The organism is Synechococcus elongatus PCC 6301 (assembly GCF_000010065.1).
Lineage (GTDB): Bacteria > Cyanobacteriota > Cyanobacteriia > Synechococcales > Synechococcaceae > Synechococcus > Synechococcus elongatus.
Genome location: NC_006576.1, coordinates 1,095,817 through 1,108,453, shown reverse-complemented (window position 1 = coordinate 1,108,453; position 12,637 = coordinate 1,095,817). Strand labels below are relative to the sequence as shown.

The 12,637-nt window shown below is 55.0% G+C and carries 14 protein-coding genes; 9 read left to right on the top strand and 5 right to left on the bottom strand.

The features are described 5' to 3' along the window. Positions 1-163 precede the first annotated feature (163 nt). Complete coding sequence (locus SYC_RS05275; RefSeq protein ID WP_162010023.1) at positions 164-985, bottom strand: glycosyltransferase family 8 protein; 822 nt, start codon at positions 983-985, stop codon at positions 164-166. Positions 986-1,116: 131 nt separating this feature from the next. Here SYC_RS05275 and pgl point away from each other — a divergent pair, with 131 nt between their 5' ends. Genes pgl through SYC_RS05260 form a run of 3 tightly spaced genes read left to right on the top strand, consistent with a single transcriptional unit; the run spans position 1,117 to position 3,750 of the window. Then, positions 1,117-1,905, top strand: coding sequence for a 6-phosphogluconolactonase (gene pgl / locus SYC_RS05270; RefSeq protein WP_011243304.1), 789 nt, complete (start codon positions 1,117-1,119; stop codon positions 1,903-1,905). A gap of 3 nt (positions 1,906-1,908) precedes the next feature. Beyond that, positions 1,909-2,862 carry a tRNA epoxyqueuosine(34) reductase QueG gene (gene queG / locus SYC_RS05265; protein WP_011243303.1) on the top strand — a complete coding sequence of 318 codons (954 nt, stop codon included), beginning with the start codon at positions 1,909-1,911 and terminating at the stop codon, positions 2,860-2,862. Positions 2,863-2,886: 24 nt separating this feature from the next. Continuing rightward, positions 2,887-3,750, top strand: coding sequence for a tetratricopeptide repeat protein (locus SYC_RS05260; protein WP_011243302.1), 864 nt, complete (start codon positions 2,887-2,889; stop codon positions 3,748-3,750). A 237-nt stretch (positions 3,751-3,987) separates the two neighbouring features. Here the strand turns inward: SYC_RS05260 and SYC_RS05255 are convergent, their stop codons facing one another. The 4 genes from SYC_RS05255 to psaC all read right to left on the bottom strand — a co-directional run bounded on the left by SYC_RS05255 (position 3,988) and on the right by psaC (position 6,907). Next, a complete protein-coding gene (locus SYC_RS05255) occupies positions 3,988-4,341 on the bottom strand; it encodes a DUF5615 family PIN-like protein (RefSeq protein ID WP_011243301.1) in 354 nt (117 codons plus the stop codon). Continuing rightward, complete coding sequence (locus SYC_RS05250; RefSeq protein WP_011243300.1) at positions 4,338-4,574, bottom strand: DUF433 domain-containing protein; 237 nt, start codon at positions 4,572-4,574, stop codon at positions 4,338-4,340. The genes SYC_RS05255 and SYC_RS05250 overlap by 4 nt, the downstream gene beginning before the upstream one ends. A 15-nt stretch (positions 4,575-4,589) precedes the next feature. Next, positions 4,590-6,515: a glutamine--fructose-6-phosphate transaminase (isomerizing) gene (gene glmS / locus SYC_RS05245; RefSeq protein WP_011243299.1), complete on the bottom strand. Its 1,926-nt coding sequence runs from the start codon at positions 6,513-6,515 to the stop codon at positions 4,590-4,592. Between the two features lie 146 nt (positions 6,516-6,661). Beyond that, on the bottom strand, positions 6,662-6,907 hold the full coding sequence (gene psaC, locus SYC_RS05240; protein WP_011243298.1) for a photosystem I iron-sulfur center protein PsaC: 246 nt from the start codon (positions 6,905-6,907) through the stop codon (positions 6,662-6,664). A gap of 458 nt (positions 6,908-7,365) precedes the next feature. Here psaC and acpP point away from each other — a divergent pair, with 458 nt between their 5' ends. The 6 genes from acpP (at position 7,366) to SYC_RS05210 (ending at position 12,636) form a co-directional block, all read left to right on the top strand. After that, complete coding sequence (acpP, locus tag SYC_RS05235) at positions 7,366-7,608, top strand: acyl carrier protein (RefSeq protein ID WP_011243297.1); 243 nt, start codon at positions 7,366-7,368, stop codon at positions 7,606-7,608. A gap of 67 nt (positions 7,609-7,675) precedes the next feature. Continuing rightward, positions 7,676-8,929 carry a beta-ketoacyl-ACP synthase II gene (gene fabF, locus SYC_RS05230; RefSeq protein WP_011243296.1) on the top strand — a complete coding sequence of 418 codons (1,254 nt, stop codon included), beginning with the start codon at positions 7,676-7,678 and terminating at the stop codon, positions 8,927-8,929. 146 nt (positions 8,930-9,075) lie between these two features. Next, complete coding sequence (gene tkt, locus SYC_RS05225; RefSeq protein ID WP_011243295.1) at positions 9,076-11,082, top strand: transketolase; 2,007 nt, start codon at positions 9,076-9,078, stop codon at positions 11,080-11,082. 95 nt (positions 11,083-11,177) lie between these two features. Beyond that, positions 11,178-11,927: a CPBP family glutamic-type intramembrane protease gene (locus tag SYC_RS05220; RefSeq protein WP_011243294.1), complete on the top strand. Its 750-nt coding sequence runs from the start codon at positions 11,178-11,180 to the stop codon at positions 11,925-11,927. A 49-nt stretch (positions 11,928-11,976) separates the two neighbouring features. Then, a complete protein-coding gene (locus SYC_RS05215; protein ID WP_231621346.1) occupies positions 11,977-12,402 on the top strand; it encodes a PIN domain-containing protein in 426 nt (141 codons plus the stop codon). Positions 12,403-12,405: 3 nt separating this feature from the next. Beyond that, positions 12,406-12,636, top strand: a complete 231-nt coding sequence (locus tag SYC_RS05210) for a hypothetical protein (protein WP_011243292.1) — start codon at positions 12,406-12,408, stop codon at positions 12,634-12,636. The last annotated feature ends 1 nt before the right edge of the window (position 12,637 follow it).

Here is a 12,637-nt window from a genome sequence, read left to right as displayed (position 1 = left end):
TAGGGTTTTTGTTTTTGGTTGGTAGCACTCTTGTATCTATGATTGTAGTTTTCTGGATAGAGTTAAATGCGGCTCTCAAATTAAATATTGAGTTTGCTGCTGCATCAATATAGACAGCGAGAGAACAGCGATCGCTTGTCTTGGTTTTAGGAGCAGTAGCCAGCTAGATGGGGTTGGGTAGGAGTAGGCCCGGGAGATTGGCATAGCGCCGCCAGAGATCGCCATAGATGATGTCGTGGGTATTCCACGGCTTATGATGACCGCCGCTCCAGTGAATGATTGCTGCCTCTTGTGGATCACAGGCCAACAGCCGAGCGACAAAGCGAGCATTGCCATAGCCACAGCGGTTCCAGCGCTTTGGTAGGGCACGGTAGTTCGGGAAGCAGGCGTTGAGGAGAGCCTCGTCACCAGGTTCCAAGAAGCGATAGCGGAATTGGCGATCGCGATCGAGGGCCGCTTGGATACGTTGATAGACCGCCTCTGTCCAGAAGCGTAGGTCAGTCACCATCACGCCACTGTTAAAGGTGGTTCCCATGGCTTTAATGTAGCTGTGGGCTCGCCATGGCTTCTTGAAATACAGCCAAGCAGGTCGAGAGTGAGGCACAGCTGCAAAGAAAATCTGATCGTTGAAGTCTCCTGCTTGTTGATCGAGAATGGCTGGGTCTTCAAGCAGAACAACATCAGTATCGAAATAAAGAATCCGCGTTAGGTCCGGAAACACCTGCGGCAGCCAGACGCGTGAGAACTGCATGAAGCGCCCTAGTAGTCGCTCGCCGCGATCGCGACTGTATTTGTGGGCGAGGTAATCTGCCAGATCGGCAGAGGGTTGAAAAGTCCCGAGTCGCCACTGGAACTGCGGCGAGGGAAAGGTTGTTTCGAGCAGGGCTTGAAAATGCTCAGTTTGCCCCGTCGGCACAACAATATTGAATCGTAAAGTCTCGCGCTGGCGACTGTTCTGGACTGCCGAGTTGATGACGCCTGGCAAGGTAAAGTCAATCGGTTGATTGAGCCAAGAACGATATCCAGTGTCATGGTGGCAGTCTCATCAGGCGGGGCGATCGGTGTAACGCCACTCTCGTCTCTCACCCTAACCTGATCCGATCGCTGGCAAAGGTCGTGAGTAGGCACGGCATCAACCTGCACAATGACCATCAGCCAGAATGGAACCAGTGCAGAGAGCCTGAGATGTCTGTTCATCAATCTGTCTTGGCCGATTTTGCAGCGGTCGTGTCTGCAGCTCAAACGCTGGTGTTAGAAACTGCCAGTCGGGCGATCGCGGAGCGAGGCACGTTTCGTTTGGCCTTGTCAGGCGGCAGTACGCCCAAGGCGCTGTACGAGCAGTTGGCTACTTCAGAGGCAGACTGGGCCAACTGGCAAATCTTCTGGGGAGATGAACGCTACGTTCCCAACGATCATCCTGATAGCAATGAGCGGATGGCGCGCCAAGCTTGGCTGGATCAGGTGCCGATTCCGGCCGAGCAGATTCACCCGCTGCCCACTCAGTCCGCTGATCCTTGGCAAGATGCCGCGATCGCGGAGACAGATCTGCGGCGAGCTTTTCAAGTGCAGGAGCCAGCCTGGCCGGTGTTTGACTTAGTCCTCCTGGGACTAGGAGACGATGGCCATACGGCATCCCTGTTTCCGGGAACCGCTGCCTTGGAGGAACAAAGCCGTCTTGTGACGGTAGGCGATCGCGGCGGACAACCACGCCTCACGTTCACGGCACCGTTGATTAACCAAGCGCGAACGGTGGTGTTTTTGGTTAGTGGAGCAGCCAAACAAGAAGCACTAAAACGTGCCTTGGCGGCAACAGGCGATAGTCAACAAACGCCCGTCCGCCTGATTCAGCCTGTTACAGGGCAACTCTACTGGTTGCTCGATCGCGATGCAGCGGTGTTGCTGTAGGCAATGGTTGCAACGCTTGCAGAGCAGATTAAGGCCGAAGCGATCGCCCTCGGCTTTGACAAAGTCGAGATTGCGAGCGTCGATCCACCCGATACGGAAGCCTTGGCTGCACTCGATCGCTGGTTGGCCCAGGGCTATCAAGCGGAAATGGACTGGATGGCCAGCGATCGCCGGCGGGATGTGCGGAATTTGCTGCCCAATGCGCAGTCCGTGATTTGTGTCGCGCTGAACTACTACAGCGGCGATCATCCTGACCCGTCGCCTGAAGTGGGCAAAATTGCTCGCTATGCTTGGGGGCGCGACTATCACCGCGTGGTCGAAAAGCGACTGAAAGCCCTCGCCCGTTGGCTGCAAACTCAGCAGCCGGACTGCGAATGTCGCTGGTACGTCGATAGTGGCCCGATCGCAGATAAAGTCTGGGCGCAACGAGCTGGCCTAGGTTGGATCGCCAAAAATAGCAATGTCATCAGTCGCGAGTTTGGTTCCTGGATTTTTCTGGGGGAACTGGTGACGACTTTGGCGTTGCCCGCTGATCGTCCGCACACAGCCCATTGCGGCAGTTGCAGCCGATGTCTAGAGGCTTGCCCGACCCAAGCGATCGTGGAGCCTTATGTGGTTGATGCCAATCGCTGCATTGCGTATCACACGATCGAGAACCGAGCGGCAGACTTGCCCGCCGCGATCGCCCAGAATCTCCAAGGTTGGGTGGCGGGCTGTGATATCTGCCAAGAGGTTTGCCCTTGGAATCAACGCTTTGCCCAAATAACCACCCTTCCGGATCTCCAGCCGCGATCGGAGTTGCTGGCTCCTGCCCTAGCGGAGTTGGCGACTCTCTCGGAGGAAGCCTGGGATCAGCAGTTCCAAGGGTCGGCGCTGCGTCGCATTAAACCCGCCATGTGGCGGCGCAATAGCCGGGCCAACCTGCGCCAGCAGTCTGAAGGGAATCGGCTAAGCTAGCGCTGATTGTTCTCCGGCTGACCTGTGAAGCGAACTGCTCTCCTTGCCTTGCTTGCCGCTCTCAGTTGCAGTGGGACAGCGTTCTCACCCGCCCAAGCCTTTACGCCCTACGTACCGGATCTCGATTCGAAGTATCTGGAGGAACAGGGGTTAGTGCTGGCACAGGAAGCGGCGCAGCTGCTGCAATTCCAGCAAATTGAATTTGCTCAGCGGCAGGCAGCCTTGGCAACGCAGTTAGCCCCTAATGATTTTCGAGTTTGGTTGGTGCTGGCGGATGCGAGTTTGCGGCTCAATCAACTTGATCCGGCGATCGCTGCCCTAGAAAAAGCGCAAAAACTGTCGCCCCGAGAGCCTGCAATTTTGTTTGCGTTGGGTTCAGCGCGGTTCCGACAAGGCAATTACAGCGAGGCTGCGAGCTTTTTGCAGCGAGGTCTGGCGATTAAGCCAGATTCGTCGGGTGCGCTGTTTGGTTTAGGCAATGTGTATCTCATTCAAAAGCAATATCCGCCTGCAATCGCGGCTTTTCAAAAAGCGGTTCAGGTGAAGCCTGATTTCTGGGAAGCAATCAATAACCTCGGCTTAGTCAGTTATGAACAGGGCGATCGCAATCAAGCGCTAAATTATTGGAATCGGGCGATCGAGTTGAGCAAAGATGCAGCAGAGCCTGTGCTCGCTAAAGCCGTTTTGGTCTATCAACAGGGCCAAACTGAAGAGGCCGTTCGACTCGCTCAGCAAGCTCTCGGCAAAGATAGCCAGTACGTCAGCCTCGATTTCCTCAAAGAACAGCTCTGGGGCGATTGCCTTTTGGCTGATACTAATCGCCTCTTCCAAGCGCCTGGGCTCCAAGCAACTCTCCTTGAAGCTCGTCAACGCGCCCAAACCCCATAGGTTTCACTACATTTATTAGATCTGATTCCCAAGATTTAATTGATTTTTAGATGTTGATATAGCAGGCTGCAATCAAGTTAGGACGATTTGATATAGCAATCTCTAGCCTAGTTAGGACGGTTAGGGAAGATGATAGCCCTCTGGAACAAGGGGCTTAAGCCCCTTATTGACTCTCTTGAGACTGTCTCAACTAAAATAATGGCTGCTATGGAAGCCTAAACAAAACAATAATTTTAGTTAGCAGTGAACAGTGATTGAGTCCCTGCTCACTTCAATATAGCTATGCTGATCTAAAAGTTTTACCATGGCACCTAAATTAGCGACAAAAAGAGCTTCCAAATCTGAATTTTTGATATTGCCTGTACTGATCAAGAGAAGCTTGTAAGGCTTTTGACTGGCAAGGAAAGAGTTTACGAAATCTGAGTCTTTGGTAATGACAATTCTTTTATCTTGAAGAGATATGAGGTTTATGGTCGAATCTGGAGTCTTGTTTTGAGCAGGAAGTTCTCTGGTGTGAATTGTGTCATATCCAAATTCGCGAAGCAGTCGTGCCAGTCGAATCGGAAGTTGAGCATCAATCAAAAATCTCATGATGCAATTTTGTAAATACTCTTGACCTGACTAAGGCGAGCTGCGAACAAAAGAACTGCCAAAATGTCATCAGACTCCAGATCATCATAGTCAGTGATGATTTCTTCCGTCGTCATCCCAGACCCTAATAACTCAAGAATCAACTCAACTGGATAACGCATGCCACGGATACAGGGCTTGCCATGGCAGATATCTGGGTCTGATGTGATTCGCTTTAGTAAGTCGGTGGACATTTAGTGTTGCCCTCGCTATTCAACCGTCACTGACTTCGCAAGATTTCGGGGTTGATCGACATCCAAACCGCGCAGAGCAGCAATGTGATAGCTCAGTAATTGCAGCGGCACAACCGTCAGTAAAGGTGAGAGTAATTCATCGACGATCGGCACCCAGAGGTAATGGTCAAACATATTGGCATCTGGGCCATCAGGAATCACGCCAATCATCCGCGCATCCCGTGCTTTGGCTTCTTGCGCATTCGAAAGTACCTTGTCATACACCGAACCCGGCACTGCGATCGCCACGACCGGCACTTTAGAATCCAACAACGCGATCGGCCCATGTTTCATCTCACCCGCCGGATAGCCCTCTGCGTGGATGTAGCTAATTTCCTTCAGCTTCAGTGCCCCTTCAAGGGCGATTGGGAAGTTAATCCCCCGACCCATGAAGATGAAATCCTGAGTCTCCGTGAATTGATGCGCCAGCGATTCGATTGCTCCATCCTGTTCCCGCAACAGTTGCTCAATCTGATCTGGAATCCGCTTTAGCCCAGCGATCAAGGCCTCAAGTTTTTCGTGGGACTGACTGCTGCGTCGATAGGCCAAATCGATCGCCAAACCATAGAAAGCAAGCACCTGTCCTAAAAAGGTCTTCGTAGCTGCAACGCCCACCTCAATTCCTGCTTGGATATCGAGAATGTGCGGCACCACGTGGGCTAGCGTACTTTCCGAGCGGTTGGTAATACCCAACAGGCGCGGTGCAAACTCTGGCCCCAAACCCGATCGCCGTTCGCCTTCTTTCTCCAAAGCCGCGAGGGTGTCTGCCGTCTCACCCGATTGCGTCACCCCAATCGTCAGGGTGTTGCGCACCAAGGGCGACGGTGCATAGCGAAATTCCGAGGCGTAATAAACCTGTGTCGGAACCCCCGCCAAAGTCTCGAGCAAGTAACGTCCGACGAGGCTAGCGTGCCAACTGGTCCCACAGGCCAGAATCTGAACCTGTTCAAGATCGTTCAGTAATTCATCGGGCAGGTTCAAAATGACGGGCGTTTGCGCGTGGGGATAGGGAGCCACCTGAGCCGGTTCATCGGCGGCATCCGCGCGCCAATTGTCATTGAGGTGGGTGCTCAACCAGCTACGCACCACGCCGGGCTGGTCGTAAATCTCCTTGAGCATGTAGTGGCGGAAGCCTTGTTTTTCCGCCAGTAAGGAGGTGCCACTCAGTAGTCGCGGTTGCTTGCGCAGGCGATCGCCCTGGAAGTTGAAGATCTCAACCCCAAGCGGGGTCAGTCGTGCCATCTCACCGTTCTCAAGCGTCACCACCGCTCGGGTGTGATTGATGATCGCAGGTGTATCCGAGGCGCAGAAAAATTCCCCTTGGCCAAAGCCAATCACCAGCGGTGCTTGCTGGCGCGCAACCACAATCTCGTCTGGGGCATCCACACAGAGCACCGCGATCGCGTAGGCCCCCTCCAGCTCCTGCACGGCCAGACGAACTGCTTCTAAAAGTCTTGAATCTGGTGCACTGCCTGCTGCTGCCAATTGCCGGAAGTGGCGCGCAACCAAGTTGGGGATGACTTCCGTATCGGTATCCGAGACAAACTCAATGCCTTCGGCTTGCAGCGCTTCGCGCAGTTCACGGTAGTTTTCAACAATGCCGTTCTGGACAACTGCCACCAAGCCGCTCATGTCTTTGTGCGGGTGGGCGTTCCGAACTTCCGGTTTACCGTGAGTTGCCCAACGAGTATGGCCAATGCCAAGGTGGGCGGGGCTGTCATGGTTTTGCAGTGCAGCTTGCAAATTATGGAGCTTACCTTCCGCCCGCACAATTTGGAGCTGATGATCCCATAGGGTCGCAATACCGGCTGAATCGTAGCCGCGATACTCCAGCTGCCGCAAACCCTCCAAGAGGATGTGACTGGCAGGCTGAGTGCCGATATAGCCAACGATGCCGCACATGGACTGCACCTGCAACAGGGATCAATGGCAGCCATCGTAGCGGAAAGCCTGTCCCCTTCAAGGGCGATCGCGCCAGAAAAGAGCCAGAAAAAAGGGGGCGATCGCCCCCTGAACCACAAGCCTGGATCCTGACGGTTGGTGTGGCTTTAGTAAGCCAGACCCATGCTGCGCGTCGTTTCGGCACCCAGGTAGACCCGAATGCTCAAAAAGTCCGTGGGGCAAGCCGTTTCGCAACGCTTACAGCCCACACAATCTTCGGTTCGCGGAGAAGCAGCGATCTGACCGGCTTTACAGCCGTCCCAGGGCACCATTTCCAGTACATCGAGAGGGCACGCCCGCACGCACTGGGTGCAGCCGATGCAAGTGTCGTAAATCTTGACCGAATGAGACATTGAACTGTTGCTCCAATTGCAGCGCTAGACTCTGGGCAACGTCGGCAGCAAACGGCCGAACCACTGCGCAAGCCAAACAGCCTGATGTAACAGGCATTCAGGCAATTTCCGGCCTCAGCATACCTTGGGGCTTTCGACGAGTTTTCGCGCGGCTGCAAAAAATTAACAAATTGCCAAGCAGGGCAAGGGATTGACCTGCGATCGCCCAGCGATTCGGTAGCAGTGAGGGTGGCACGGGACAGCCTGTTCTCAGCAGCAGGGTCGCCTGGGCTATTTAGCGAGCGCTCCCCTTGCCTTTAAGATGTAGGGATGCCTAAATCCGAGCGCCGCTTTGATCCGCTTGCTGATCGAACGATTCAATCGGCCTAGGCAGTCGGCAAAATGCTGATTGGGCTTAGCTTCTGGCGACCCCTTCATTGTCACGTTGTTTCCCGCAATTTCTAGGTAGAGAGCAATCCATGAGCCAAGAAGACATCTTCAGCAAAGTCAAAGACATTGTGGCTGAGCAGCTGAGTGTGGATGTGGCTGAAGTCAAGCCAGAATCCAGCTTCCAAAACGATCTGGGAGCGGACTCGCTGGACACCGTGGAACTGGTGATGGCTCTGGAAGAGGCTTTCGATATCGAAATCCCCGATGAAGCCGCTGAAGGCATTGCGACCGTTCAAGACGCCGTCGATTTCATCGCTAGCAAAGCTGCCTAGGGGATGAAGTCACTGGGGCTCAATAGAGCCTGCTGTTGCTGACCATCGTTTGTGCAGAGACGCATCCATGACTGAAACCGGACGCCAGCGTGTTGTTATTACTGGTTTGGGAGCCATTACTCCCATCGGTAATGATCCAACGGAATATTGGCAGGGACTCCTTGCCGGTCGCAACGGCATCGATCTGATTCGGGGCTTTGATGCGTCTCGTCACGCCTGCAAAATTGCCGGGGAGGTCAAGGACTTTGACCCCACCCAGTACATGGACCGCAAGGATGCTAAGCGGATGGATCGGTTTGCACAACTGGCGGTTGCTGCCAGTCGCCAAGCAGTCGCCGATGCCAAGCTGGACATCACTGAACTGAATGCGGATGCGATCGGGGTGCTGATCGGCTCAGGCATTGGTGGTTTGAGGGTGATGGAGGACCAGCAGACGGTTTTGCTGGAAAAAGGCCCCGATCGCTGCAGCCCCTTCATGGTGCCGATGATGATCGCCAACATGGCGGCAGGACTGACGGCCATCCAGTTGGGTGCCAAAGGCCCTTGCAATGTCACGGTGACTGCTTGCGCTGCGGGTTCTAATGCGGTGGGTGAAGCCTTCCGGCTGATTCAGCACGGCTATGCCCAAGCCATGATCTGTGGCGGAACTGAATCCTGTGTGACCCCACTGGCTATGGCCGGTTTTGCGGCCTGTAAGGCACTGTCGCTGCGCAACGATGACCCGGCCCATGCTTGCCGTCCCTTTGACCAAGGCCGTGATGGTTTTGTGATGGGCGAAGGCGCAGGGATTTTGGTCTTGGAATCCTTGGAGCATGCCCAAGCGAGGGGCGCTCACATCTATGGCGAAATCGTCGGCTATGGCATGACCTGTGATGCCTATCACATCACCTCGCCGGTCCCAGGTGGTTTGGGTGCGGCCCGGGCGATCGAGTTGGCGCTCCGCGATGCCAATCTGCAGCCCAGCCAAGTCAGCTACATCAATGCTCACGGCACCAGCACACCGGCCAACGACAGCACCGAAACGGCAGCTATTAAGAAAGCCCTAGGTGAGCACGCCTACAAAACCGTGATCAGCTCGACTAAGTCGATGACCGGTCACCTGTTAGGGGGCTCCGGCGGAATTGAGGCGGTAGCGGCAACCCTCGCGATCGCTGAGGACATGGTGCCGCCGACGATTAACCTGGAAGATCCCGATCCCGATTGCGACTTGGACTATGTCCCCAATCAGGCGCGATCGCTACCGGTGGAAGTGGCTTTGTCCAATTCCTTCGGCTTTGGTGGGCACAACGTCACGCTGGCCTTCCGGAAATTCCATCCCTAGATTTCCTGCAGGTATCCTTCGCATCTTGATGGGGATCACCGGAGGATGAAATGATGGGTCAGTGGCGAAGTCTGCTGCCTCACCCGCTTGGGTTGACCCTGTGGGGGCTGTAAGCCCGAGTCAATTTTGTCAGTTAGGTAGAGATTATGGTTGTTGCGGCTCAATCCCTCGACGAACTTTGTATTAATTCGATCCGTTTTCTTGCCATTGATGCGGTCGAAAAAGCAAAGTCGGGTCACCCTGGTCTGCCCATGGGGGCAGCGCCGATGGCCTACGTCCTTTGGGACCGCTTCCTGCGCTTCAATCCCAAAAACCCTGCTTGGTTCAACCGCGATCGCTTCGTCCTCTCGGCGGGCCACGGTTGCATGCTGCAGTACGCGCTGCTGCACCTGAGCGGCTACGACAGCGTCAGCATTGAAGACATCAAGAACTTCCGCCAGTGGGGTTCGCCGACTCCGGGTCACCCCGAGAACTTTGAAACCCCGGGCGTGGAAGTGACCACTGGTCCCTTGGGTCAAGGCATTGCCAACGCGGTTGGTCTGGCGCTAGCTGAAGCCCATCTTGCGGCTCGCTTCAACAAACCCGATGCCAAGCTAGTGGATCACTACACCTATGTGATCCTGGGCGACGGCTGCAACATGGAGGGTATTTCCGGTGAAGCTGCTTCGCTGGCTGGTCACTGGGGCTTGGGCAAGCTGATCGCCCTCTACGACGACAACCACATCTCGATCGACGGCTCGACTGACGTTGCCTTCACCGAAGACGTCAGCAAGCGCTTTGAAGCTTACGGCTGGCATGTGCTGCACGTTGAAAACGGCAACACCGATTTGGCTGCGATCGAAAAAGCGATCGCAGATGCCAAGGCTGTCACCGACAAGCCGACCCTGATCAAAGTCACCACAACGATCGGCTACGGCTCGCCCAACAAAGCCAACACGGCAGGTGTTCACGGCGCAGCCTTGGGTGATGCGGAAATCAAGCTGACCCGCGAAAACCTCGGCTGGGACTACGAACCCTTTGTGGTGCCCGAAGATGCGCTGGCGCACTGGCGCAAAGCGATCGAGCGTGGTGCAGCCCTGGAATCAAGCTGGAATGAAACCCTGGCTCAGTACAAAGCCAACTACCCGGCTGAAGCGGCTGAATTTGAGCGGATGCTGAGTGGCCAACTGCCGACTGGCTGGGCCGATGCACTGCCGAGCTACACCCCGGCAGATAAAGCTGTGGCGACCCGTAAGCACTCGGAAATCTGTCTGAACGCCTTGGCTCCGGTGCTGCCGGAACTGATCGGTGGTTCGGCAGACTTGACCCACTCCAACCTGACGGAGTTGCACGTCTCGGGCGACTTCCAAAAAGGCGCTTACGAAAATCGCAACGTCCACTTTGGGGTGCGTGAGCATGCGATGGCGGCGATCGCCAACGGGATTGCTCTGCACAACAGTGGCTTGATTCCCTACGCTGCGACCTTCCTGGTCTTTGCAGACTACATGCGCGGCGCAATGCGTCTGTCGGCGCTGTCGGAAGTCGGGGTCATCTACGTCCTCACCCACGACTCGATCGGCTTGGGCGAAGACGGCCCGACCCACCAACCGGTGGAGACAATCGCTTCGCTGCGGATCATCCCCAACATGCTGGTCTTCCGTCCAGCCGACGGCAACGAAGCTAGCGGAGCCTACAAAGTGGCGGTGGAAAACCGTAAGCGTCCGTCGGTCTTGGCCATGTCGCGTCAAAACCTGCCCAACTTGGAAGGTTCCAGCATCGACATCGTTGCCAAAGGCGCTTACGTCCTTTCGGATGATGAAGGCACGCCGGATCTGATTCTGCTGGCGACCGGTAGCGAAGTCTCGCTCTGTGTTGAAGCTGCGAAACAACTGCGGGCAGAAGGGAAGAAAGTCCGCATCGTCTCGATGCCTTGCTGGGAACTGTTCGACGAGCAGTCGGCTGAGTACAAAGAATCGGTACTGCCGAAAGCCGTCACGGCTCGTCTGGCCGTGGAAGCGGGTTCCTCCTTCGGCTGGCATCGGTACGTCGGTGATGCTGGCGCCACGATCTCGACTGATACCTTTGGCGCTTCGGCTCCGGGCAACGTCATGTTCGAGAAATTTGGCTTCACCGTCGACAACGTCGTCGCCAAAGCGAAAGCAGTGATCGGCTAGGCGATCGCCTTCTGACTGATCACTAAAACTTGAATTGATTCCCCTTTCGTAAGCTTGCGGAAGGGGATTTTTCTTATGAACTGGGGAGGTGCGGTATGAATCAGCCTGTCAATTCAGCCATCACTTGGCGATCGCAACTCCTGCTTTGGCTGCTGGGGATGATGGGGGTTCTCTCGCTGTTATTACTACCTCTGCCGCCACTAGGAGAGACTCCGCTATCGCCAATAGCTCTGCGAGTCTTGGTACTGGCTCAGCCAACGATTTTGCTCACGATCGCGGTTCTGACTGGTAGTCGCCTTGCGCTATCAGTCGGTTTGCAAGCGCCCGTAATTGTTGCCTTGAGCAATCGTCAGAATGGCTGGCAACTGCTTCAACCCCAGCTTTGGCCTGCGCTCTTGGGCGGACTGCTGAGTAGTGTTTTGTTCTGGGCGATCGCGGGCGTTGGTCAATTCCTGTTGCCACCTGCTTTTTCCACTGCCAGTGCTCCGCCGCTCCTGCTGCGCTTCCTCTACGGCGGGATTACCGAAGAAATTCTGCTGCGCTGGGGCTTAATGACCTTTCTGCTCTGGCTGGGCTGGCGCTGGGGACAACGTCGTCAGGGTTCACCGCAAAAGTTTTGGGTAACGATCGCAATTCTCCTGTCTGCTCTCGTCTTTGCTGCGGCTCATCTGCCCTATGCTGCTGCGATCGGGCTACCGCTGACGCCAGTTCTGATCGGTTATTTACTGCTGCAAAACGGGCTGTTTGGGTTGGTGGCAGGCTACCTCTATTGGCGCTACGGACTGGAAGGCGCGATCGTTGCCCACTGGGGAGTCCACATCGTACTAGCTATTCTTCAGGGTTGAGGCCACTGAGACAATGCTTGTTTGGTGGCATTTTTGCTACCATCTTGGCATGAGGATTGTTGTTGACACGAACGTCTTTGTTGGGGCCTGTCTGGGTAACGGTTCAGCCCGGCAAGTGATTGCAGCCTGCTTGCGGGGTCAATGTACGCCTGTGATGGGCACCGCTTTGTTTTTGGAGTATGAAGATGTTCTCAGTCGATCAACTCTATTTCGGACTGGATGCTTGAGTGTTGAAGAACGAGAGGAGCTGTTTGATATTTTCCTGGGTTGTTGTGAGTGGACCCGTATTTACTATGGCTGGCGACCTAACTCACCTGATGCTGGTGATGACCATCTAATTGAATTGGCGATCGCAGCAGCAGCTCGATGTGTTGTTAGTCGTAATCAACGGGATCTAAAACGGTTAGAGTTACGCTTCCCCTCGTTGGCGATCGTGACTCCAGAGCAGCTTCTAGACGGACTGAGGGAGGGTTAGAAGATGACTGCAATGACAGTGCGTTTGGCAGATGATAAGCATCGACGCCTGAAAGAAATGGCTCGTCTACGAGGCACGACAGTAAATCGACTGATTGATGAAATGGCAACGCTGCTTTTGGCAGAGTTTGATGCTGAAACACGCTTCCAACTCAGAGCTGAGCGAGGCCGCGATCGCCAGAATCGAGGTTTGGAACTACTAGAAAAGGCTGCTGCAGCGGAGCCAGAGTCTTAAT

Coding starts and splice junctions, on each gene's coding strand:
- queG (WP_011243303.1), top strand. CDS start 1,909: ATGGTTGCAACGCTTGCAGAGCAGATTAAGGCCGAAGCGATCGCCCTC.
- SYC_RS05255 (WP_011243301.1), bottom strand. CDS start 4,341: ATGAGATTTTTGATTGATGCTCAACTTCCGATTCGACTGGCACGACTG.
- SYC_RS05250 (WP_011243300.1), bottom strand. CDS start 4,574: ATGTCCACCGACTTACTAAAGCGAATCACATCAGACCCAGATATCTGC.
- glmS (WP_011243299.1), bottom strand. CDS start 6,515: ATGTGCGGCATCGTTGGCTATATCGGCACTCAGCCTGCCAGTCACATC.
- psaC (WP_011243298.1), bottom strand. CDS start 6,907: ATGTCTCATTCGGTCAAGATTTACGACACTTGCATCGGCTGCACCCAG.
- acpP (WP_011243297.1), top strand. CDS start 7,366: ATGAGCCAAGAAGACATCTTCAGCAAAGTCAAAGACATTGTGGCTGAG.
- fabF (WP_011243296.1), top strand. CDS start 7,676: ATGACTGAAACCGGACGCCAGCGTGTTGTTATTACTGGTTTGGGAGCC.
- tkt (WP_011243295.1), top strand. CDS start 9,076: ATGGTTGTTGCGGCTCAATCCCTCGACGAACTTTGTATTAATTCGATC.
- SYC_RS05220 (WP_011243294.1), top strand. CDS start 11,178: ATGAATCAGCCTGTCAATTCAGCCATCACTTGGCGATCGCAACTCCTG.
- SYC_RS05215 (WP_231621346.1), top strand. CDS start 11,977: ATGAGGATTGTTGTTGACACGAACGTCTTTGTTGGGGCCTGTCTGGGT.
- SYC_RS05210 (WP_011243292.1), top strand. CDS start 12,406: ATGACTGCAATGACAGTGCGTTTGGCAGATGATAAGCATCGACGCCTG.